Raw genomic sequence first — 21,952 nt, forward strand, 5'->3', positions numbered from 1 at the left:
GCCCCTCATCCGCCCTTCGGGCACCTTCTCCCCGTAGAACGGGGAGAAGGACCAAACTGGCAACAAAAAACCCGCCTCGAAGGCGGGTTTCTCGAAATCTGCCGATGTATCCGGCTTAGAGGCCGAAACCCTCGAAACGCTTCTTGAACTTCGACAGGCGGCCGCCGCGGTCGAGCAGGGTCTGCTGGCCGCCGGTCCAGGCCGGGTGCGTGGTCGGGTCGATGTCGAGGTTCATCGTATCGCCTTCCTTGCCCCAGGTCGAACGGGTCTGGTATTCGGTGCCATCGGTCATGACGACCTTGATGGTGTGGTAGTCGGGATGGATATCGGCCTTCATTGTCGTGTTTTCCTGGCTGCCGGCGCTGGCAACGGGCCTGAAGGCCTGCGTCGATGCGCCCCTTTTTAAAACTCGAAGCCGCAGCTAATGAAAAGCCACGGCTTCTAAAACGGTCGGCGAGCCTATACATCAGCCGGAATTGAATCACAAGGCCGCGGCGGGCGCATATTGAAGCGCGGTCCCGCCAAGCGGCCAGAGGAAACGCTCATGGCGGAAATCGGTGGCAGCGCAAGCGAGCGCAGACGCTCGGTCCGGCCGCTCCGCAGCCTCTTTCCGTACGTTACCCGCTACCGGAAGCTGGTAATAGGCGCCGTCATCTCGCTGATCGTGGCGGCGGTGACGACGCTTGCCTTGCCGATAGCCGTGCGGCGCATGATCGACCATGGTTTCCAGGCCGCTAGCTCCACCTTCATCGCGGAATATTTCGCGGCGCTGGTTCTGATGGCGGCCTTGCTGGCAGCCGCTTCGGCCAGCCGCTACTATTTCGTCATCACGCTCGGCGAGCGGGTCGTGGCCGACATTCGCCGCGACGTCTTTTCGCATGTCACCACGCTGTCGCCGGCGTTTTTCGATCGCGCGCATTCGGGCGAGATCGTGTCGCGGCTGGCCGCCGACACCACGCAGGTGAAGTCGGCGGTCGGCGCAACCGCCTCGGTCGCGTTGCGCAATCTCATTCTCGGCCTCGGCGCGGTGGCGATGATGGTGGTCACGAGCCCGAAACTTTCCGGCCTGGTGATTGCAGCCATTCCGGTGATCGTGCTGCCGCTGGTCGCCTTCGGCCGCTCGGTGCGGCGCAAGTCCCGGCAAGCGCAGGACACGCTCGCCGAGGCCACCGCCTATGCCAGCGAGCAGATCGGCGCGGTGCGCACGCTGCAGGCCTTCACCAACGAGAAGCTGGTCACCGGCCGTTTTGCGGACGCTGTCGACGCCGCCTTCGAGGCGGCGCGCGCATCGGTGTTCGCGCGCTCGTTCCTCACCTTCTTCGCCATCTTCATGATTTTCTCCTCGGTGGTCGCGGTGTTGTGGTTCGGCTCGCGCGACGTGCTTGCCGGCACGCTGTCGCCGGGCACGCTCGGCCAGTTCCTGCTCTATTCGGTGTTTGCCGCCGGCGCGCTCGGCGCGCTGTCGGAGGTCTGGAGCGAGCTGTCGCAGGCGGCGGGCGCCGCCGAGCGGCTGACGGAGATCCTGGCAGAGACGCCGGCGATCCGGCCGCCGGTCGATCCGCTTCCCTTGCCGGCAACGGCCAAGGGCGCGATCAGCTTCGACAACGTGTCCTTCTCCTATCCGGCGCGGCCGGACCGCGCCGCGGTGCATGGCCTGAGCTTCCAGGTGAAGCCAGGCGAGACGGTGGCGATCGTCGGGCCCTCGGGCGCGGGAAAAAGCACCGTCTTCTCGCTGATCCTGCGCTTCTACGATCCAGAGAGCGGCCGCGTCGTCATCGACGGCGTCAATGTGCGCGAGGCTGATCCGGCCGCGGTCCGTCAACGGATCGCGATCGTGCCGCAGGACGTGACCATCTTCGCGGCGAGCGTCCGCGACAATATCGGCTTCGGCAGGCAGGGCGCCAGCGGTGCCGAGATCGAGACCGCGGCCAAGGCGGCCCTTGCCGATGAATTCATCGCCAGGCTCGACAAGGGCTATGACAGCCAGGTCGGCGAGCGCGGCGTGACGCTGTCCGGCGGCCAGCGCCAGCGCATCGCGATCGCCCGGGCCATTCTGCGCGACGCGCCGATCCTTCTGCTCGACGAAGCGACCTCGGCGCTCGACGCCGAGAGCGAGACGCTGGTGCAAAGAGCGCTGGAGCGGCTGATGCGCGGCCGCACTACCATCGTCATCGCGCACCGGCTGGCGACGGTGCTCAAGGCCGACCGCATCCTGGTCATGGACGGCGGGCGCATCGTCGAGGAAGGCACGCATCAGAGCCTGGTCGCCAAGGGCGGCATCTACACGCGGCTCGCCAAGCTGCAGTTCGAGACCGGAGCCAGCGCCTTCAAGGGCGCGGCGGAGTAGGCACGCCGCACCCAGCTGGTTTCGACCCGCGGGTCAGTTGCCGTAGCGCCTGCTCAAGTGCTCGGTGAAGTAGGCAGCGTTGAGCTTCTCGCCGGTGGCGCGTTCGAGCAGGTCCGGCGTCGACCAGCGCGAGCCCTGCGACCAGATCTTTGCGCGACGCCACTCGTTGATGGCGGTGAAATCGCCCTTGGCGAGATCCTGGTCGGCGGACGGATGCTCCCTTGTCAGAGCCGCCCATTGCTGCGCGGCCATCATGGCGCCCAGCGTATAGGAGGGGAAATAGCCGAAGGCGGCACCCGGCCAATGCACGTCCTGCATCGGGCCGTCAGCCGGATTATCGATGGTCGAGAGCCCGAGATAATCGCGCATCTTGGCATCCCAGGCCTGGGGCAGGTCGGCGACCTCCAGGTGGCCGGACACGAGCTCCTGTTCGAGTTCGTAGCGCAGGATGACATGCAGCGGATAGGTGACTTCGTCGGCGTCCACGCGGATCAGGCCGCGCTCGACATGGTGGACATGCGGCAGGATGTCGTCGATCGACCAGGCTTCGCCGAGATGTTTCTCGACCACCGGCAGCGCCCAGCGCCAGAAGGCCGGGTTGCGGCCGATCTGCTTTTCGACAAACAGACTTTGGCTCTCATGCACGGCCATGCCGCGTGCTTTGCCGAGCGGCCAATGTGACCAGGTTTTCGGCAGGTTCTGCTCGTAGAGGGCGTGGCCGGTCTCGTGCAGCACGCCCATCAGCGCCGACAGGAAGTCGGAGGTCTTGTATCGGGTGGTGATGCGCACGTCGGTCGGCACGCCGCCGCAGAAGGGATGATGCGATACCGACAGCGAGCCGTGGGTCAGGTCGAAGCCGACGGCAGCCATCATGGCAAGGCCGAGCTCGCGCTGGCGCTCGACGGCATAGCTACCGGAGAGCGGCTTTCGCGGATGCTTCGCCAGCCGGGCATCCTGCACGGCCAGCGCATGCGGCAGGAAGTCGCGCAGGAAGGCCTTCAGCTCGGCAAACACCGGCGTGATGTCGGCGGCGCGGTTGCCGGGATCGTACTGTTCCATCAGCGCGTCATAAGGGGCGAGGCCGAGCGCGTCGGCGCGCAGCGCCGCTTCCTCGCGCACCAGGGTCACGACGCCTTCCAGCGCCGGCAGGAAGCCCGCCCAGTCGTTCTTGGCGCGCAGGTCGCGCCAAAGCTGCTCGGAGCGCATGCGCGCCACCGTCTGGCGCTCGACGAATTCGGCCGGCAGACAGGTGAGATTGGTGTATTGGCGGCGCAGTTCTCGCACCGCCGCCTGCTGCTCTTCGCCGAGCGGCTCGGCTTCGGCCGCTGAAATCCAGTCGCCGATTTCGGGCGCTGTGGCCTGGCGGTGCAGCATGCCGGCAAGCGAGGACATCGCCTCGGCGCGCTTCTCGCCGCCGCCGACCGCCATATGCGTTGCTTCGTCGGCGCCGAGGATCGCCAAGGCATGCTCCAGCGCTTCGAGCTTGTGGCCGAGTTGGTCGAGTTTCTGGAAGGACATGGCGGGTTCCGGCTGCAAAGGGGCTGGCGCGAAAAGATACCAAGGCGCGAAGCTTGGCAACCCTGGTTGGCGATCCAGGGTCAGCCTATCTTGCGCGGCGGCGTCGACGTGTAGTCAATGCTTGTCCGAAGGACGGAGGGGACAATGGTCGGCGATATCCTGGTCGGGCTGGTGGCGCTGATCCACTGCTATATCGTCTATCTGGAGATGGTGCTGTGGGATACGCCGCGCGGCCGCAAGGCGTTCAGGCTGACGCCGGAATTCGCCAGCGCCTCGAAGGTGCTTGCCGCCAACCAAGGCCTCTATAACGGCTTTCTCGCCGCGGGCCTGATCTGGGGCCTCTATCTCGGCGCCGGCGGGTTCCAGATCAAGATGTTCTTCCTGCTCTGCGTCGCCATTGCCGGCCTCTACGGCGCCGCGACCGTCAGCCGCAAGATCCTGTTCATCCAGACGGCGCCGGCGGTGCTCGCCATCATCGCGCTTTGGCTCGGCCTGTAATCGAAGCAGGGCGCGATCGAAAAAGGGCGCCCTCGGGGCCAGGTCCCGCGGGCGCCAGGTCGTCCCTTCCTCTGCGATCGGAGCAAATGCTCTAGCCGTTCGGGTAATTCCCGCCGTCGGAACCGTCGCCCATCATGATGCCGCTGCCGGTGTCGTTCATCAGTCTCTGGTCGACATTGTCGAGCCTGCGCAGCAGCTCATGATATTGCGCGGACGGTATTCTGCCGTGATCCGAAGCCGCGACATGTTCCGCGGCCTGGCTGATATGCGCGGCGCGCATATGCAGGTGCCGCGCTTCCGAGGCCGAGATGCTGTTCATTTCGCGGGCGTCGGTGATGCCCTGGTTCACGCCCTGGATCTGCTCGATCAGGCTCGTCACGCGTGGTCCGGTCATAACGGTCGGATCGGGTGTGTCCAGGGCGCCGCCCCTATGATGTCCGGCCGCATAGGCGCCGGCGAGCGGAGCCGCGATCAGAACCGCAGCGAGGGTTGCAGTCTTGAGAGATGTTGAAACGCGCATGGCGGCGCATCCTCCTACCAGGAAGAGAGCGGCCGCGCCGCTTCGTCTTCCGACCTTCCGGGCCGTCCGGTTCCGTCGGGTCGCGATGCGAGGCATCGCCGGCGGACCCCGGCCCTGCGCGGCAAGTTAGGTGCGTCGATTTGCGATGTGTAATTAAAAAAAGATAATGTTTTCGGCGCTTGTCACGGCGACTTGGCGCTCTAAGTATTCAGCCGACGAACAACTTCCCGTGACTTGGCATGATAATAGCTCACCGTTCGGTGAGCTTCAGTTCAATGCGGCGGTTCTTGCTGCGCGCCTCATCAGTGTCGGCGGGATCAAGCGGCTGGAACTCGCCGAAGCCGGCGGCCACCAGCCGGTTGGCCGGCACGCCGTTCTCGATCAGGAACTTCACCACCGAGGTGGCGCGGGCGGTCGACAATTCCCAATTGTCGCGATAACGGCCGGTGCCGGACAGCGGCTTGTTGTCCGTATGGCCGTCGACGCGCAGCACCCAGCTGATCTCGGGCGGGATTTCCTTCTGCAATTCGATGATGGCGTCGGCGAGCTTCTTCATCTCGACCTTGCCGGCGTCGTTGATCACGTCGGAGCCGGTCGGGAACAGCACCTCCGACTGGAAGACGAAGCGGTCGCCGACGATACGGATGTTCTCGCGGTCGGCGAGGATCTCGCGCAGCCGGCCGAAGAAGTCGGAACGGTAGCGGTTGAGCTCCTGCACGCGCTGCGCCAGCGCGACGTTCAGGCGGCGGCCGAGATCGGCGATCTTGGTGTTGGAGTCGCGGTCGCGCTGCTCGGAGACGTTGAGCGCGTCTTCCAGCGCGCCGATCTGCTTGCGCAGCGCCGCGATCTGCTGGTTGAGGATCTCGACCTGACTCAACGCCTGCTGGCTGATCTGGCGCTGGTTGCTGAGCTCGCCCGAAAGCTGGTCCGCTCGTTTGTTGGCCGCGTCGCCGGCGCCGGCGCCCTGCGCCAGCAGTTGTTCGAGGCGGCTTTTTTCGGCTTGCGCCGCCGACAGCGACGCCTGCAGGTTGGCGAGCGAATCCTCCTTGTCCTGGCTGTTCGTGCGTTCCAGGGCGAGCAGCTGGGTCAACTCGTTGATCTGCGAGTTGAGGCGGTTCAGCACCGCGTCCTTGCCGGAGATCTCGCGGCTGAGCAGGAACTGCGCCAGCACGAAGACGGTAAGCAGGAACATGATCGCCAGCAGCAGCGTCGACAAAGCGTCGACGAAGCCCGGCCAATAGTCGATGCGGCGGTCGGCGCGCCGTCTTGCCAGCGCCACGTCAGTGGACCCCTTGCTTCTTCAGCGCGTCGGCGATCTTTTCCAGCGTGTTGCGCATGGCCTTCTGCTCGTCGGACTGGGCTTCGACCCAGTCGCGCATGATCTGCTGCTCGGAGCGCATGTTCTTCACCAGCCCCGAGATGCCGTCGGCAAGATTGGCCATGGCGGTGGCGACGCGCGGATTGGAGCCGCCGCCATTCTCCTGCAGGCTGCGCAGCCGCTCCGACAAGAGCCGGATGTCCTCGGAGGATTCGGCTGCTTTCGACGTCTCGGACACAACTATGTCCGACGACAGATCGGTGACCGAAGACAGCCAGTTCTCAAGCTCGGTGTAGAAGCGGGTCTGGGCGCGGCCGGCCTGCAGGTCGAGGAAGCCGAGCACCAGCGAGCCGGAAAGGCCGAACAGCGAGGACGAGAACGCGGTGCCCATGCCGGCGAGCGGCGCCGACAGGCCTTGCTTGAGCGCGTCGAGCACGGCGGCAGCATCGCCGGTGCCCGGGTCCAGCGCCTCGATCGTCTCGCGGATCGAGGCTATGGTGTTGAGCAGGCCCCAGAAGGTACCGAGCAGGCCGAGGAACACAAGCAGGCCAACCAGATAGCGCGAGGTGTCGCGGCTCTCGTCGAGCCGGGTGGCGATGGAGTCCAGCATGGTGCGCATCGACGAGGTCGAAAACGCGATCGTCGACGAGCGGCCGATCATCGCCTTCATCGGCGCCAAAAGCACCGGCTCGGTGGTTTCGGAGCCGGCGCGGAAGGAATTGACCCAGCGCACCTCGCGAAACAGCCGCCCGACCTGGGCGAAGGCAAGCAGGATGCCGACCGCGAGCACGCCGACGATCAATCCGTTGAGGCCCGGATTGCTGGAGAAGGCGGTCGAGATCTGGCGGGTGAGGATGGCGGCGATGAATGCGACGATGATCAGGAAGATCACCATGGTGAGCAGGAAGACCTGCGGGCTCGACAGCTTATGCGGATCATAGACCAGGACGTCCGATCGCCTGCCGAAGGATCTGAGAAAAGCCATCCGTGCCCCGTTTCCGATGCCACCGCCGCAGAATTGCCGCGACTCTAAACGGAATTGTGACCAAATTGAATGGTGCTTGGCAATATGGCCCGATAGGCCCGGGCCACAGGCCTAGAACCGGTTGACGACCAGGCAGTCTACCATGGCGGCCAGATGGAGGCCGGCGCCGGTGACGACGAAGCCGTGCCAGACGGCATTGTGAAAGCGCAGGCCCTTCCAGGCGAAGAAGACGACGCCGCAGGAATAGACGATGCCGCCGGCGACAAGCAGCGCGACCGAGGTCGTCGGCAGCGTCTCGACCAGCGGTCCGGCCAGCACGACGCCGCTCCAGCCGATGGCGAGATAGAAGACGATCGCCAGCCGGTCGTAGCGGCCGGGCAGGAACATCTTGATGGCGATGCCGGCCGCTGCGGCGCTCCACACGATGACGATCATGGGCAGCGCCAGCGGCGAGTTGTCGAGCTGGGCGAGGAAGGGCGTGTAGGTCGCGGCGATCAGGAGATAGATCGCGGCATGGTCGAAGCGGCGCAGGATCCATTTCGCCGGCCACGAGACCGGCCACAGATTATAGGCCAGCGAAACCGAGAGCACGGTGAGCAGCGACACCACGTAGAACACCGCGGCGACATATTCGCCGGGGCCGGAGTGAAAGGCGGCCAGGGCCAGGAGAGTCGAGCCGGCGGCGATCGCCAGCACGATGCCCACCGCGTGAACGATGCCGTCGGCGATCATTTCGGCGCGCGAGTAGTGCCAGCGCCCGACAAAGGGGATCTCAAGCTGTGTATCTGGATGCGCGTCGTTCATGAATGATCCTGCAACGCCTAATCTGGGCAGTCGCGGACCAGTATTTCAAGCTTCGGTTGCGGTTTTGCGACCCAAGCCGCGCGTCCTTTCGACGCAAAGAACGCCTTAAAGCGCGTCGCGTTGGACCGGATTGAGGCGACGCGCTTTAAGTCTTCGTTTTGATGTCGTTGTCCCAGAACCGCTGCACAGTTCTGGGCGACATGCATTGGTCAGCGAGCAGCCAATGGCTTCTTCACGGTTTTCAGCAACGCGCGCTGGATGAGCTCGTTGCCGGCGACGACCTCGCCGCTGTCCAGCATGTCCTGTCCGCCATCCATGTCGGAGACGAAGCCGCCGGCTTCGCGCACCAGAAGGATGCCGGCGGCGACGTCCCAGGACGACAGGCCGGTTTCCCAGAAACCATCCATGCGTCCAGCTGCGACATAGGCAAGGTCGAGCGCGGCGGAGCCAAGGCGGCGGACGCCGGAGACTTCGGCCATGACGTTGCGCAGCTCGATCAGGAAATTGCCGTGCTGGCCGCGGCCGAGATGCGGCACGCCGCAGCCGATCACCGCGTCGGTCAGCTTGGAGCGGCCGGCAACACGCAACCGCCGGTCGTTCATGAAGGCGCCGCCGCCGCGCTCGGCCGTGTAGAGTTCGTCCATCGCCGGATTGTAGACGACACCGGCGACGATCTGGCCCTGGCGCTCGAGCGCGATCGACACCGAGAAGAGCGGAATGCCGTGCAGGAAGTTGGTGGTGCCGTCGAGCGGATCGACGAGCCAGCGGTGCTGAGCGTCCTCGCCTTCGACGGCGCCGCGCTCCTCCATCAGGAAGGCATAGCCCGGCCGCGCCTTGGAAAGCTCGGCGAAGACGATCTCTTCGGCCTTGCGGTCGGCCTGGCTGACATAGTCGCCCGGGCCCTTCATCGAGACCTGCAGGTTCTGCACCTCGCCGAAGTCGCGCGACAACGAGCGGCCGGCCTTCATCGCGGCCTGGACCATGACGTTGAGGAGAGCGGAACGCGCCATTTTTTCTTCCTGCTTTCTTGCCGTTAATCCGCGCGGCGCACGTAGGTGATTTCGTTGGTGTCGACGATGATGCGCTCGCCGGCCGAGATGAAGGGCGGCACCAGCACGCGGATGCCGTTCTCCAGCACCGCCGGCTTGTAGGAGGAGGCGGCCGTCTGGCCCCGCACCACCGGGTCGGCCTCGGTGATGGCCAGCGTCACCTGGTCGGGCAGCGAAATGCCGATCGGCCGCTCCTCGTAAAGCTGCACCGTCACCATCATGCCGTCCTGCAGGAAGGCGGCGCGCTCGCCGACGAAGTCTTTCCCCAGTTCGAGCTGCTCGTAGCTTTCGGTATCCATGAAGACCAGCGCGTCGCCCTGCTCGTAGAGGAACGAAAAATCCTTCAGGTCGAGCCGGATCTGCTCGACGGTCTCGGCCGAGCGGAAGCGCTCGTTGAGCTTGGTGCCGTTGATCAGGTTCTTCAGCTCGACCTGATTGTATGCGCCGCCCTTGCCCGGCTTGACGGTGTTGGTCTTGACCGCCACCCAAAGCCCGCCATCATGCTCGATGACATAGCCGGGACGGATTTCGTTGCCACTGATCTTGGCCATGATGAACTGATCCGGAATGAGATTTTTCTGGCGCGGCTCGCGCTTTGGCGCCTCCAAGACCACAAATTGCCCGGGGAGGCAAGGGAGGGAGCCCAAGGCGGCTCGGACATGCTGTCCGTGACGCCATGCGTCAAGGCAGGCGATTTGCCTTCTGCAGCGCCTGCTTGGTCTGATCGTCGTCGAGGCCCTGCAGGAAATCGTCCATCTGCGGGTCGATCAGCCCGGCGCGGCGGGCGACGATGTACCAGGCGCCGGCAAGGATCAGGTCCGGATCGGTGCCGATGCCGCTCATATAGAGCTTGGCGAGACGGTTCTGGGCGGCGACGTTGCCGCCTTCCGCCGCCCGTTTCATCCAGGCAAAGCCCGATTTCAGGTCGCGCCCGCCGCCGCGTCCCTCGATCATCCAGGCGGCGAGGTCGATCTGCGCGGTGTCGTAGTTCTGTCTTGCGGCCTGCGCCAGGAGAAGACGCGCCTGCGAGTCGTCATGCGGCTTGCCGCCGACGCCATTGGCGTAGAGCTGCGCCAGCGCATATTGCGCATCGGCAAGGCCGGTGGCGGCGGCGCGCTCGTAATAGGCGGCGGCCTTCACAAGGCCGTCGTCGCCGGGATCCTGCTGGACGAGCAACTGGGCGAAGTTGAACTGGGCAAGCCGGTTGCCGGCCTCGGCCGCGGCCTGCATCAGCGCGAAAGCGGCCTTTTCGTCCTTTTTCACATAGCGGCCGTCCAGCAGCGCCAGCGCATATTGGAACTGAGCCTCCGGCACGCCCTGTTCGGCGGCCAGCGCATACCATTTCGCGGCCTCGGCTGGATTGAGCGGCACACCCAGCCCGCGCGACAGGATTTCGGCCACGAGCGTCTCGGCCGCCGGATCGCCGTTCTTGGCGCGCTCTATGGCGAGGTTGTAGGCGGTCTTGTAAAGCCCGCGCTGGAAGGCGCCGTAGGCGGCATCCGGCTGCTTGGCACCGAAGCGGTCGGGATTGACGGCATCGGCCGATGGCGGCGTCATGGTCGCCGGTTGCGGCAAGGCGTTTTGGATCGGCTTATCGATATGCGCGCCGGTGCCGAACCTGTTCGGATCCGGCGCGCCGGCGTCCGGCGCGGCTGTGTCCGGTTTGCCCTTATCCGGCGTGCCAGTATCTGGCGTGCTTATATCCGGCTTGGTTGCGTCGGGTGCGCTCTTGTCAGGTGCGCTCGTCTCCGGCCGCGGCTGCGGCAGGGGGACGGTCTCAGCCGCCATCGCGGCCTGCGCAAACAAGCCGGCCAGAACCGTCAGGCAAAGGCCACGCAGGCGCATGTCAGTCCTCGAAACGCGGCGCGGTTTCATCGAGCAACGCGTTGGCGGCGGCGATCGCGGCGCGCGGGTCGCGTCCGTCGGCAAAGACGGCGCTGGACAGCGCCACGAACTCGGCGCCGGTCGCGGCCACCGTCTCGACGGAGGCAAGCTCGGAGCCGGCCATGACGATGCAGGGGATCGAAATCATCTCCGCCCACCATTCGCCCAGCGCGAGGTTGCGGTGGTGCGGCTCCGGCTTGTTGTCATAGCCGAAACGGCCGAAGAACATATAGTCGGGCCGCTCCTCGCCGAGGCCCAGCGCCTCGTCGCGCGTCTTGGCGCCGCCGGCGCCGACCATCATCTTGCCGGCCACGCGCTCGATCGTCTCGGCGAGTTCCGCGGGCTTCACTTCGACATGGATGCCATCGGCCTGGACGCGCCCGGCGATGCGGCTGTCGCCGGCGATGATGACGGCGACGCCGGCACTTTGAGCGATCGGCACGATCCTTTCGGCGAAGGCCTGGAAGGAGGCATCGTCCATGCCGTTGTCGGGCAGAATCAACGAGGCGACGTCGCCACCGTCGAACGCCGCGCAGATTTGCTCCGCCGGCACCAGTGGCGGCGCGATCAGCACGATGCGGCAGCGGTTGGGAGGAGTTGCTTCGTTCATTGGCCTTCGATCCCGGTTTCGCCTATGCCGGGCGAAGATGGTTGCATTGCGGCATAGAGCAAAGGGAGCGGCTTGAACAGTCGGCTATGCGGCGCATGAGGACCGGTCGAGCATCGTCGCGCACGTCGATATCGGGCCGGCAATAGCGGCGCCGGCATTAAATGACTATCCCGGCGGCGCCGTTCTGCGCTATGGCTGAATTCCCGCCCCCTCCAACCTTCCTTTGCCGATGTCAGGCCTGCTCAGCGACCCGTGGTTCTATGCTGCTGCCATTCCGGCGGTGATCCTTGTCGGCCTGTCGAAAGGCGGCTTCGGCGGCGCTGTCGGTTTCGTCGGCGTGCCGTTGATGGCTCTGACCATCCCGCCGGTTCAGGCGGCCGCCATCCTGCTGCCGATCCTGTGCCTGATGGACGTGGTTTCAGTGTGGACCTGGTGGGGCGTCTACGACCGCAGGATGCTGGTTGACATGATGCCCGGCGCCGTCATCGGCATCGGGCTCGGCTGGTTGACCGCGGCGTTGGTCACAGAGGAGATGGTGCGGCTGATCGTCGGCGCCGTCGCGCTGGTGTTCGTGCTGCGCTGGATCTACCTGCAGTTCCGTCACGGCGCCGATCATGTGGCGGAACCGAACCGCATTGCCGCCGCCTTCTGGGGCGCTGTCGCCGGCTTCACCAGCTTCGTCGCCCATGTCGGCGGCCCGCCCTTCCAGGTCTATGCGCTGCCGATACGGCTCGATCCGAAAGTGCTGTCGGGAACGGCGGCGATCTTCTTTGCCGCCACCAATGCGCTGAAGCTCATCCCCTATTTCGCGCTCGGCCAGTTCGACACCGCCAATCTCACCGCTTCGGCGGTGCTGATGCCGCTGGCGCCGCTGTCGACCATCGCCGGTGCGTGGCTGGTGCGCCGCATGCGGCCGGAGATCTTCTATCCGTTCACCTACGCCACCGTCGCGGTGGTCGCCGTCAAGCTGCTTTGGGACGGCATTGCCGGCCTGATGTGAGGCGCGTCGATATTCAGGTGAGGCCGGCCTGCAAATGGCGATTTCCTGCGCTTCCGGTGCTCACGTACTTAAAGTACGCTCCGCTCCCGTTCTCGGAAATCACCACTTTCGACTCGGCCTGACCTGAATCTCAACGCGCCTTCGGGCGAGCGCCTTAATGTCACGCGGCGCTCGGCACCATCTGGGCGGCTGCCACCGAAGGCGAGCGCGGCGCCCAGCGCGACCACCATCGCCATGCCGGCAAGAATGCCGACGTCGTGCAGAGTGGGCTTCAGCACCATGTCGGCGATGATCACCAGCATCACCGCATAATCGAGGCGCGCCCAGTTCATCATGCGCTGGCCGATGGAGAGGGCGGCCGGCGTCACGCCCTGCTCGGCGATCATGGCGCCCATGCGCTCGCCGGTCGGCTTGAAGATCAGCATGCCGATCGAGAAGGTCGTGGCATAGCCGACGAGGCCGATGACGATCCACAGGTCGGCAAAGCCGACCCAGAAGCCGCACATGATGAGGCCAAAGACCAGCGTCAGCATCGACATCGGCGCGAAGAACCGGCCGCCGAGCTGTCCGCTGGCGCGTATAGCCAGCAGCTTGTCCTCGATGTTGCCGGCGCGCTCGGCCAGCACGCCGAGCAGGAACAGCACGAAGCCGCCGCCGACCCACAAAATAGCCGAGACGACGTGAAGAAATTTGACGATCGAATACCAATCCATGGTTTGCTCCGGATATCCTGCCTGATTTCAAGCGGCGCAGATTTGCGCGCCGCCTTTGTGGAGCGGCCTTTTGCGTGGCGCGTGTTTCGGAACGATGCCGCGGCAGCAGCAAACATGTTACCGCCGCCACGATCGGCGCCCGAAATCCGGTGCTCGGACGATCCCGGGCAGCGAATCCGCTGTCCTGTTCCGGCACAGGAGCGCGCGTTCGCTTAAAAAATCGCCGCCGCGTTAAGGGTTCATTAAGCTTTACAGGCGTTTACTACACCCATCCAGTTTTGCTGGATTCTTACCGAGTGGTTGGAGCCACTTTGTTTGACGCCTCCCTGTTAAACTCCTGAGAGCCGCCTTATCCGCGGCTCTTTTTTTATCCGCTGCCGGCTGGCTGATGCCATCCGCTTGCGGATGGCCGGAACCGGCCCGGCGTTAACCGTTTGTTAAACATGCGCTTGCCTTCATTGGCATCGAAGCGCATTTTCAAGCCTCAGTCATTTAGGGTGCGGGCCGCGTCGGCAAGGATGCCGAATCGGCTTGCGGCAGTGCAGGGGCGTATCGATGAACGAGCCTTCGAAGGGCAGCGCGAAAACCATCAAATTGGCGGAGCGCCGGGTTTTCTCCCAATCCTTCAAGCCGCTTTACCAGGAAGGCATGGGGCTGGTCGAACAGGCCGCCGAATATCTCGATGGCAAGGGCAGGCTCGAAGCCAAGAAATTGTCGCGCACGGCGGCGACGCTCTATGCGGCCGAATCGATGCGGCTGACCACAAGGCTTATGCAGGTCGCCTCCTGGCTGCTTTTGCAGCGGGCAGCGAATTCCGGCGAGATGACGCGCGACCAGGTGGCTTCGGAGAAATCCAAGGTGCGTCTCGACACCGCGTCCGCGCATGACGAGGCGCTTGGCTGGAACGAGCTGCCCAAGGATTTTCTGGACCTCGTGACGCGCTCGCTGCGCCTGCAGTCGCTGGTGCGGCGCATGGACGAGGAAATCTATGGCGGCGTCATCAGCGAGACGCACGCGCCCAGCCGGCGGGCCAACCCGGTGTCCGACCAGATCAGCCTTTTGAATACCGCGTTCGCGCGCGGCTGAAACCGCGTTTGCAAAAAACGATAGCGGTAGCGGCATATCCTTGATCAGGCGGTAATTTGGCCGTGGCTTTGGCTGCAAGTTCAACGCTTGCGACTCCGGCCGCTCGTCGAAACTGCGGCAGCCATCGCCGTATTGAAGGCTGTGCCGGCCTTCGCGGGAAAGATCACACTTGCCTTGAAGCGATAGGCCCCTAGTTGGAGCCGTTCGCCGCAGCCGGGTCGACCCGAGCCGGTTCTGCAAGAAAACCACCGTCACTGTGACCAAAGCAGATTGCGAGGCTTGATCCCGTGCATTCGCCATTGGACCGCATCCCGGTATCGATCATCATCCCCAACTACAATTACGAACAGTTTCTAGGACGCGCCATCGACAGCGCGTTGGAGCAGGACCACCGAAATGTCGAGGTCGTGGTCGTCGACGACGCATCGACGGATGCATCGGTGGCCGTAATCGAATCCTACGGCGACAAAATCCGTCCGTGCCTGAGGCGCAGGAATGGCGGACATGCGGCTGCGTTCAATACCGGGTTCGAGGCGAGCACCGGAGAGATCGTCCTTTTCCTCGACGCCGACGACTATCTCTATCCGAACGCCGTCTCCGAGGTTCTGGACGAGTGGGATGCGGATGTCGCCCAAGCGCAATTCAGATTGCATCTCGTTGATGAGGACCAGTATATCAAGGATGTCTTTCCACCGCCGGAACAGCCGTTCGATTCAGGCGACGTCGTGCCGGAATTGCTGCGCAAAGGGCGGTACCGTACGACGGTAACAAGCGGGCTGGCGTTCGACCGCGAGGCGCTGGAAACGATAATGCCGATGCCTGAAAGCGATTTCCGGCAAGGCGCCGACGGTTATCTCGCGACGCTGGCGCCGCTGCACGGAGAGGTGAAATCCATCGATACCTGCCTTGGCGCCTACCGCATCCACGGTGCCAATCATTCGGTCTTTGCCGAAAAGCTTGCCGAGCGGGCGCGTTGGCGGGTGCAGCATGATTTCCGGCGTCTCGAAGCCTTGTCCGGCCGGGCGGCCGAGATCGGCTTGACCGTGCCGCCCGATGCCGGCCTTCGCGATCCGGTGCATCTGGAAGAACGGCTGGCTTCGCTCTGCGTCGACGAGCCCCAGCATCCGGTCGCCACCGACTCCCGGCTGGGACTGGCAAGAGCGGGCGCCGCCGCCAGCCTGGAAATGAACGCATCCTGGCGGCGGCGGGCAGCTCTGGCGGCCTGGTTCCTTTGCATCGGAATCCTGCCGCGGCGCATGGGCAATGCAGTCCTGGCATGGAAGCTGGTCGCGTCGTCCAGGCCGGCATTTCTCACGCGGCTGTCGAAAACCATCCGCCGCGTGACGAATTAGGCATCTCGCTGTTTTACGGAAACGGCGCATAGCCGAGATTGCAATTGTTTCCGGTTTGTTCACATTTTGCTGGCATCGCTTGTCGCCACGGCTAGACTTGGCGCATGGGGGAAGCGATTCGCATCATCGGCATCGATCCGGGCCTGAGGCGCACCGGTTGGGGTATTATCGACAGCGTGGGCAATTCGCTGCGCTTCATCGCATCCGGCACGGTGCGGTCCGACGAGAAGGAGTCGCTGGCGACAAGACTCTGCCAGCTGCATGACGGCTTGACCGAGGTGCTGCACCAGGCCATGCCGCACGAGGCTGCGGTCGAGCAGACTTTCGTCAACAAGGATGCCACGGCGACGCTGAAGCTCGGCCAGGCGCGCGGCATCGCCATGCTGGTGCCGGCGCGCGCCGGGCTGGTGGTGGCCGAATATGCCCCCAATGCGGTCAAGAAGGCGGTTATTGGCGTCGGCCACGGCGAGAAGAAGCAGATCCACATGATGGTGAAGGTGCTGATGCCGAAGGCTGTCTTCGACACCGACGACGCCGCCGACGCTCTGGCCATCGCCATCTGCCATGCGCATCACCGCCCGAGCACAGCCTACCGCATGGCCGCGCTGGCGTGAGGGGACAATCATGATCGGCAAGCTGAAAGGCACGTTGGACGAGATCGACGAAGATAGCTGCGTCATCGACGTGCATGGCGTCGGCTACGTCGTCCATTGCTCGGTGCGGACGCTGGCCGCGCTGCCCTCGCCCGGCGAGGCGGTGGTGCTGTTCATCGAGACCTATGTGCGCGAGGACATGATCCGGCTCTATGGCTTCCAGACCGGGCTGGAGCGCGAGTGGTTCCGCCTTCTGATGAACAATGTGCAGGGCGTCGGCGCCAAGGTGGCGCTGGCCATCCTATCGACGCTGGCGCCGGCCGACCTCGCGAACGCGATCGCGCTGCGCGACATTGCCATGGTTTCCAGAGCGCCAGGCGTCGGCAAGAAGGTGGCGGAACGCATCGTCACCGAACTGCGCACTAAAGCGCCAGCCTATGCGGGCGCGGCCAGTGGTACGATCGGGCTCAAGCAGGAGCTTGGCGAAGGTGTCGCGGCCGCACCGATCACCGATGCGGTCTCGGCGCTCGTTAATCTCGGCTATTCGCGCGACATTGCCGCGAACGCGGTCTCGGTTGCGCTGAAATCGGCCGGCGAGGGCGCGGATGCGTCCAAGCTCATCCGCTTCGGCCTGAAGGAACTGGCGCGGTGAAGCGACGCTTGTCCCGCCATCGGTCCTATGCAAGGAAGGCGGCATGACCCTTTCGCCCCGCCTCATTGCTCCCGACAAGCGCGGCGAGGATGCCGACCAGACCTTGCGGCCGCAGTCGCTCGACGAATTCGTCGGCCAGGCGGCGGTGCGTGCCAATCTCAAGGTCTTCGTCGATGCCGCCAAGAGCCGTGGCGAGGCGCTCGACCATGTGCTGTTCGTCGGGCCGCCGGGACTCGGCAAGACGACGCTGGCGCAGATCATGGCGCGCGAGCTTGGAGTCAATTTCCGCTCGACCTCGGGTCCGGTTATCGCCAAGGCCGGCGATCTCGCCGCGCTGCTCACCAATCTCGAGGAGCGCGACGTCCTTTTCATCGACGAGATCCATCGCCTCAATCCGGCAGTCGAGGAAATCCTCTATCCGGCAATGGAGGATTTCCAGCTTGATCTCATCATCGGCGAGGGGCCGGCGGCGCGCTCGGTCAAGATCGACCTTGCCCGTTTCACGCTGGTCGCGGCAACGACGAGGCTCGGCCTGCTGACCAATCCGTTGCGCGACCGTTTCGGCATTCCGGTCCGGCTCAATTTCTACACGGTCGAGGAACTGGAGCAGATCGTGCGCCGCGGCGCCCGTATCCTGTCGATGCCGCTCGGCGACGACGGCGCGGTGGAGATCGCGCGCCGCGCGCGCGGCACGCCGCGCATTGCCGGCAGACTGCTGCGCCGGGTGCGCGATTTTGCTTCAGTCGCCGGGGACGGTCATGTCGACAGGAGGATCGCCGACGAGGCGCTGACCAGGCTGGAGGTCGATGCGCTCGGCCTCGACGCGCTCGATCGCCGCTATCTGTCGATGATCGCGCGCAATTTCGGCGGCGGGCCGGTCGGCATCGAGACAATCGCGGCCGGACTCTCCGAGCCGCGCGACGCGATCGAGGATATCATCGAGCCTTACCTGATCCAGCAGGGCTTCATCCAGCGCACGCCGCGCGGTCGCGTGCTGACCGCCAACGCCTGGCGCCATCTGGGCCTCGACCCGCCGAAGGACATCGCCCAGCAGCAGATCAGCCTGTTTCAGGAAGAGTAACGCAGATTTGTTCGCCGTTTCGGCGGCGCAATGGCCCATCTGCGCAGAATCTGCGCGCCTCGGCCCGACTGAGGGCGCAATTGCATCCTTTAAGATAGGCTATCTGACGCAGTCCTAGGGCTTGGGGCGACCTATGATCACCAGACGCGCTTTCCTGCGCCTTGTCGGCGGCTCGGCCTTCGCCATGGTGTCGCTCAGCGCCTATGCGGTCGGCATCGAGCCGATGCTGCTCACCCATGTGAAGCGCTACACATTGACGCCGCCGCACTGGCCGGCCGGGCTCAAGCTGCGCGTCGTCGCGCTTGCCGATATCCACTCCTGCCGGCCCTGGATGACGCCGGAACGGATCGCAGCGCTTGCCGAGGAGGCCAACGCGTTGCAGCCGGATCTGATCGTGCTGCTCGGTGACTATACCGCCGGGACAAAGCTGGTGACGGGCCGGGTGCGGGTGGAGGAGTGGGCCGAGGCATTGTCGGGGCTGAAGGCGCCGCTCGGCGTGCTGTCGATCCTCGGCAATCACGATTGGTGGACCGATTTCTTCGCCCAGCGAGCGGAAGCCGGCCCGACCCAGTCGCGCAAGGCGCTCGAGCATGTCGGCATCCCGGTGCTGGAAAACGACGTCGTGCGGCTGGAAAAGGACGGGCATGGTTTCTGGATCGCCGGGCTAGCCGATCAACTCGCGCTGCTGCCGAACAAGGCCAAGGGACGCGACAGTTTCCAGGGCTTCGACGATCTCCCGGGCACCTTGGCCAAGATCCAGGGGAGCGAGCCGATCATCCTGCTTGCACATGAACCGGACATCTTTCCAAAGGTGCCCTCGCGGATATCGCTCACCTTGTCCGGCCACACGCATGGCGGACAGGTGCGGCTGTTTGGTTATTCGCCGGTCGTGCCTTCGGACTATGGCAATCGCTTCGCCTACGGCCATGTCGTGGAGAATGACCGCAACCTGATTGTGTCGGGCGGGCTGGGCTTCAGCATTCTGCCGGTTCGTCTCGGGGTGCGGCCGGAGATCCTGCAGATCGATCTGGGCTGAGGCGTGTCGCCCCGGCCCGCCGCCTCAGCGCAGCGACCTGATCACGTCCATCACGTCCGGTTCCGCCTTCTCGCCGTCGAACGCATCGACGATGCCGAAGGCGCCGCCATAGCTCCACAGCGACCAGGAAAAGCCATGCGCCTCGGCGCGGGCGATCATGTCGCGCACATAGGCCGCGCGGTATGCGGCCGGCATGACGAAGCTGTTGCCGTATTCCTTGCGGATCATGCCGAATTCACCGAGCGTGATGTCCTGCGGATTGACGCCGTTGGCCTTCGCCCAGGCGTCGACCGTCGCGAACGGCGCATCCATCACGCCAAGCAGCTTTTCAGGACTGTCCGTCGTCGCCACCTGCTCGTCGAGATAGCTAAGCAGGCCGCTTCGCCGCGCCCGGGGCGCCTCGGCCCTGATCCGGTCGCGGATCGCGTTCAGCGCCGTGTCGAGTTGCGCCTTCGGCACAGCCGTCAACGGATAGGGCAGGCCGGTTACGTAGGGGATGAAGTCGCCGGCCCAGCTTGCGCCCTGATGCGTCAAAAGGAACGGGTCGTAGGAATGGAAGGTCCAGATGATGTTGTCATCGGCGATCGCCTTGGGGTCGATCCTGGCCAGCGACTCCGCGTTCGAATAGCAGCCGCCGCTCAGCACCAGCGTGAGCCTGGTGGCGGAGGCGCGCGCGGCGGCGAACAGCTGCTTCTGGCGGTCGGGCCAAAGGTTGGTGCCGTTCGCCTCACAATCGGCCAGCGGCTCGTTCATCAGTTCCAGCGCGACAAGCCTCGGATCCTCCCTGGCCAGCGTCCGCGCCATCTTGCGCACCAGCTCGGCATAGGCATCGAAGACGGCCGGGTCATGCATCACCTCGCTCATGCCGATCTTGCGGTTGCCGCCGGCGGGGATCAGATGCAGGTCGACGATCACCTTCAGGCCGGCACGGTTGATCATGCGCGCGGAGGCCAGCACGCTGGCATAGAGGTCGTCGCGAAGGGCTGTGGTGCGGTCCGAAAGAAAGGGCGAGGGATCGACCGGCATGCGCAGGAAGTCGAGGCCGGCGCCCTTGAGCGCCTTGAGGTCGTCCTCCTTAAGGAACTTACGCCATTCCGGGTAAGGCAGGATCGCCTGGCGCTCGCCCCATGTGTCCTCGACCGGCCAGGTGACCCACTGGTCGAGATTGAGGCCGCGCTTCATCGAGAAGGTCGCCGCTGCGGCGGGCAACGCCAATGGGCCAAGCGCAAGCAGCGCCGCCATCAAGGTCTTGATCATCGTGCCCAACAATGCCATCCCGTTCCCGCGCGAAAACAGTGCGTATCGCCCAAAAGTGCGCAGCGGTTTTTGGGACAACGACACGCACAGAAAAATGCCTAAAGTCCGAGGGCTTTAGGTGCCTGTTCGGGCCTGAAAAGGAAAGCGCGATGGACGATCATGGTGAATCGGCGGCGCTCGGCGCCGGGCTTTCCGGCGCGCTGACGGACTTCGGCCACCGGCTGATGGCGAGGGTCTATTATGCCGACACGGATTTCTCCGGCGTCGTCTACCATGCGCGCTATCTCGAATTCCTCGAACGCGGGCGCTCCGACTATCTGAGACTGACCGGCGTCCACCACACCGAACTCCTGGACGGCAAGCATGGCGAGCGCATCGTCTGGGTGGTGCGGCGCATGGAGATCGACTTCCGTTCGCCGGCGCGTATGGACGATATCCTCACCATCGACACGCGCACCGACGATATTTCCGGCGCCCGCATCTTCATGGGCCAGCAATTGAAGCGTGGCGGCGATGTGCTGGTCGAGGCCAAGGTCGAAGCGGCGATCGTCGGCGAAAGCGGCCGGCCAAAGCGTTTCCCAAAGCAATGGATCGCGGCTTTCATGCCGAAGGCAAAAGCCTGAAGCTTCCACGCGAGGCCCATCTTGAAGGCTTCAACCGGACGGCTCCGGTTGCCGGCGACCCCAGCCATGCGCGGCAATGCGCCGCGCCTGATCCCCTAACCCATCCTTAACCATAACGGTTCATGAAGGAATTGGCGAAGATTGGCGCAATCCGTGCGCCTTCCTTTCACCAATATTTGCCTCGAAAAGGCCGCGAAACGGTGCATTCGGGGCTATCCCGCAAGCTTCTAGCTTCGCGCGATCGGACCAAAGGAATGCCCATGGGCCAGCCGCCAGCGATGCCCGGAAAATCTTAAGGACGTAAGTCATGGAAAATATCGCACTCGCCGAACCGGGCGCGCATCTGTCGCTCTGGGCCCTATTCATGCAGGCCGGCTGGGTGGTCAAGCTGGTCATGATCGGCCTGCTCTGCGCCTCGATCTGGACCTGGGCGATCATCATCGACAAGCTCGTCGCCTATAGCCGCATGCGGCTGGCGCTCAACCGCTTCGAGCAGGTGTTCTGGTCGGGCCAGTCGCTGGAGGATCTCTACCGCACGCTGGCCGATCGCAAGACCACGGGGATGGGCGCGATCTTCGTCGCCGCCATGCGCGAATGGAAGAAGAGTTTCGAAAAGGGCGCGAAATCGGCGCTGGCGCTGCAGACCCGCATCGACAAGGCGATGGACCTGGCGCTGACGCGCGAGATGGAGAAGCTGGAAGGTCGGCTCGGCTTCCTCGCCACCACCGGCTCGGCCGCACCCTTCATCGGGCTGTTCGGCACCGTCATCGGCATCATGACGTCGTTCCAGGCGATCGCCGCCTCGAAGAACACCAGCCTTTCGGTTGTGGCGCCCGGTATCGCCGAGGCGCTGCTCGCCACCGCGATCGGCCTGCTCGCGGCCATTCCCGCGGTCATCGCCTACAACAAGCTGTCATCGGACGCGAACAAGATCGGCATGCGCATGGAAGGCTTCGCGGACGAGTTCTCCGCCATACTCTCGCGCCAAATCGATGAAAAAGTAGCGCAGAAGGGCTGAGGATCGAT

At 64.6% G+C, this 21,952-nt stretch carries 23 protein-coding genes; 11 read left to right on the top strand and 12 right to left on the bottom strand.

Annotation, left to right across the window (positions count from 1 at the left end; translation table 11 throughout):
* Window positions 1–115 precede the first annotated feature (115 nt).
* Window positions 116–337 (bottom strand): 50S ribosomal protein L31, encoded by a 222-nt coding sequence (gene rpmE, locus LB525_RS26810; protein ID WP_027166741.1) that lies wholly within the window; start codon window positions 335–337, stop codon window positions 116–118.
* A gap of 207 nt (window positions 338–544) precedes the next feature.
* Between rpmE and LB525_RS26815 the strand changes: the two genes are divergently transcribed.
* The gene (locus tag LB525_RS26815; protein ID WP_224549256.1) at window positions 545–2,347 is read left to right on the top strand and encodes an ABC transporter transmembrane domain-containing protein; all 1,803 of its coding nucleotides are present in this window, start codon (window positions 545–547) and stop codon (window positions 2,345–2,347) included.
* 33 nt (window positions 2,348–2,380) lie between these two features.
* Here LB525_RS26815 and LB525_RS26820 read toward each other — a convergent pair whose 3' ends face one another.
* Window positions 2,381–3,865, bottom strand: coding sequence for a carboxypeptidase M32 (locus tag LB525_RS26820; protein ID WP_224549259.1), 1,485 nt, complete (start codon window positions 3,863–3,865; stop codon window positions 2,381–2,383).
* 144 nt (window positions 3,866–4,009) lie between these two features.
* Here LB525_RS26820 and LB525_RS26825 point away from each other — a divergent pair, with 144 nt between their 5' ends.
* Window positions 4,010–4,363 (top strand): DUF1304 domain-containing protein, encoded by a 354-nt coding sequence (locus LB525_RS26825; RefSeq protein WP_224549261.1) that lies wholly within the window; start codon window positions 4,010–4,012, stop codon window positions 4,361–4,363.
* A gap of 91 nt (window positions 4,364–4,454) precedes the next feature.
* Here LB525_RS26825 and LB525_RS26830 read toward each other — a convergent pair whose 3' ends face one another.
* From LB525_RS26830 to LB525_RS26865, 8 genes are all read right to left on the bottom strand, one after another.
* Complete coding sequence (locus tag LB525_RS26830; protein ID WP_224549263.1) at window positions 4,455–4,883, bottom strand: hypothetical protein; 429 nt, start codon at window positions 4,881–4,883, stop codon at window positions 4,455–4,457.
* Between the two features lie 250 nt (window positions 4,884–5,133).
* Window positions 5,134–6,162: a peptidoglycan -binding protein gene (locus LB525_RS26835; RefSeq protein ID WP_140841706.1), complete on the bottom strand. Its 1,029-nt coding sequence runs from the start codon at window positions 6,160–6,162 to the stop codon at window positions 5,134–5,136.
* A 1-nt stretch (window position 6,163) separates the two neighbouring features.
* Window positions 6,164–7,186, bottom strand: coding sequence for a MotA/TolQ/ExbB proton channel family protein (locus tag LB525_RS26840; RefSeq protein WP_095767261.1), 1,023 nt, complete (start codon window positions 7,184–7,186; stop codon window positions 6,164–6,166).
* Window positions 7,187–7,297: 111 nt separating this feature from the next.
* A complete protein-coding gene (gene trhA / locus LB525_RS26845; RefSeq protein ID WP_224549265.1) occupies window positions 7,298–7,990 on the bottom strand; it encodes a PAQR family membrane homeostasis protein TrhA in 693 nt (230 codons plus the stop codon).
* 209 nt (window positions 7,991–8,199) lie between these two features.
* Window positions 8,200–9,000: an inositol monophosphatase family protein gene (locus LB525_RS26850; protein WP_095767263.1), complete on the bottom strand. Its 801-nt coding sequence runs from the start codon at window positions 8,998–9,000 to the stop codon at window positions 8,200–8,202.
* Between the two features lie 23 nt (window positions 9,001–9,023).
* The gene (gene efp, locus LB525_RS26855; RefSeq protein WP_224549267.1) at window positions 9,024–9,590 is read right to left on the bottom strand and encodes an elongation factor P; all 567 of its coding nucleotides are present in this window, start codon (window positions 9,588–9,590) and stop codon (window positions 9,024–9,026) included.
* 130 nt (window positions 9,591–9,720) lie between these two features.
* The gene (locus tag LB525_RS26860; RefSeq protein ID WP_224549269.1) at window positions 9,721–10,884 is read right to left on the bottom strand and encodes a tetratricopeptide repeat protein; all 1,164 of its coding nucleotides are present in this window, start codon (window positions 10,882–10,884) and stop codon (window positions 9,721–9,723) included.
* Window position 10,885: 1 nt separating this feature from the next.
* Window positions 10,886–11,533, bottom strand: coding sequence for a thiamine phosphate synthase (locus LB525_RS26865; RefSeq protein ID WP_095767264.1), 648 nt, complete (start codon window positions 11,531–11,533; stop codon window positions 10,886–10,888).
* Between the two features lie 229 nt (window positions 11,534–11,762).
* On the opposite strand from LB525_RS26865, the gene LB525_RS26870 reads away from it, so the two are divergent.
* Complete coding sequence (locus LB525_RS26870) at window positions 11,763–12,533, top strand: sulfite exporter TauE/SafE family protein (RefSeq protein ID WP_095767265.1); 771 nt, start codon at window positions 11,763–11,765, stop codon at window positions 12,531–12,533.
* A 68-nt stretch (window positions 12,534–12,601) separates the two neighbouring features.
* On the opposite strand, the gene LB525_RS26875 is transcribed toward LB525_RS26870, so the two are convergent.
* Window positions 12,602–13,246, bottom strand: a complete 645-nt coding sequence (locus tag LB525_RS26875; RefSeq protein WP_224549271.1) for a DUF2269 family protein — start codon at window positions 13,244–13,246, stop codon at window positions 12,602–12,604.
* Between the two features lie 555 nt (window positions 13,247–13,801).
* Here LB525_RS26875 and LB525_RS26880 point away from each other — a divergent pair.
* The 6 genes from LB525_RS26880 to LB525_RS26905 all read left to right on the top strand — a co-directional run bounded on the left by LB525_RS26880 (window position 13,802) and on the right by LB525_RS26905 (window position 19,046).
* A complete protein-coding gene (locus tag LB525_RS26880) occupies window positions 13,802–14,332 on the top strand; it encodes a DUF1465 family protein (protein ID WP_095767267.1) in 531 nt (176 codons plus the stop codon).
* Window positions 14,333–14,619: 287 nt separating this feature from the next.
* Complete coding sequence (locus LB525_RS26885; RefSeq protein WP_224549274.1) at window positions 14,620–15,684, top strand: glycosyltransferase family 2 protein; 1,065 nt, start codon at window positions 14,620–14,622, stop codon at window positions 15,682–15,684.
* Between the two features lie 104 nt (window positions 15,685–15,788).
* Entirely contained in the window at window positions 15,789–16,298 is a 510-nt protein-coding gene (ruvC, locus tag LB525_RS26890; RefSeq protein WP_224549276.1) for a crossover junction endodeoxyribonuclease RuvC, read from the top strand.
* A 10-nt stretch (window positions 16,299–16,308) separates the two neighbouring features.
* Window positions 16,309–16,929, top strand: coding sequence for a Holliday junction branch migration protein RuvA (ruvA, locus tag LB525_RS26895; protein ID WP_224549278.1), 621 nt, complete (start codon window positions 16,309–16,311; stop codon window positions 16,927–16,929).
* 43 nt (window positions 16,930–16,972) lie between these two features.
* Entirely contained in the window at window positions 16,973–18,010 is a 1,038-nt protein-coding gene (gene ruvB, locus LB525_RS26900; protein ID WP_224528031.1) for a Holliday junction branch migration DNA helicase RuvB, read from the top strand.
* 133 nt (window positions 18,011–18,143) lie between these two features.
* Window positions 18,144–19,046: a metallophosphoesterase gene (locus LB525_RS26905; RefSeq protein ID WP_140841675.1), complete on the top strand. Its 903-nt coding sequence runs from the start codon at window positions 18,144–18,146 to the stop codon at window positions 19,044–19,046.
* 24 nt (window positions 19,047–19,070) lie between these two features.
* Here the strand turns inward: LB525_RS26905 and LB525_RS26910 are convergent, their stop codons facing one another.
* Window positions 19,071–20,321: a glycoside hydrolase family 5 protein gene (locus tag LB525_RS26910; protein WP_224549280.1), complete on the bottom strand. Its 1,251-nt coding sequence runs from the start codon at window positions 20,319–20,321 to the stop codon at window positions 19,071–19,073.
* A gap of 131 nt (window positions 20,322–20,452) precedes the next feature.
* Here LB525_RS26910 and ybgC point away from each other — a divergent pair, with 131 nt between their 5' ends.
* On the top strand, window positions 20,453–20,926 hold the full coding sequence (gene ybgC / locus LB525_RS26915; RefSeq protein WP_224549282.1) for a tol-pal system-associated acyl-CoA thioesterase: 474 nt from the start codon (window positions 20,453–20,455) through the stop codon (window positions 20,924–20,926).
* Window positions 20,927–21,233: 307 nt separating this feature from the next.
* On the top strand, window positions 21,234–21,944 hold the full coding sequence (gene tolQ / locus LB525_RS26920; protein ID WP_095767277.1) for a protein TolQ: 711 nt from the start codon (window positions 21,234–21,236) through the stop codon (window positions 21,942–21,944).
* The last annotated feature ends 8 nt before the right edge of the window (window positions 21,945–21,952 follow it).

The organism is Mesorhizobium sp. CA16, assembly GCF_020165175.1.
In the GTDB taxonomy this organism is placed as follows: domain Bacteria; phylum Pseudomonadota; class Alphaproteobacteria; order Rhizobiales; family Rhizobiaceae; genus Mesorhizobium.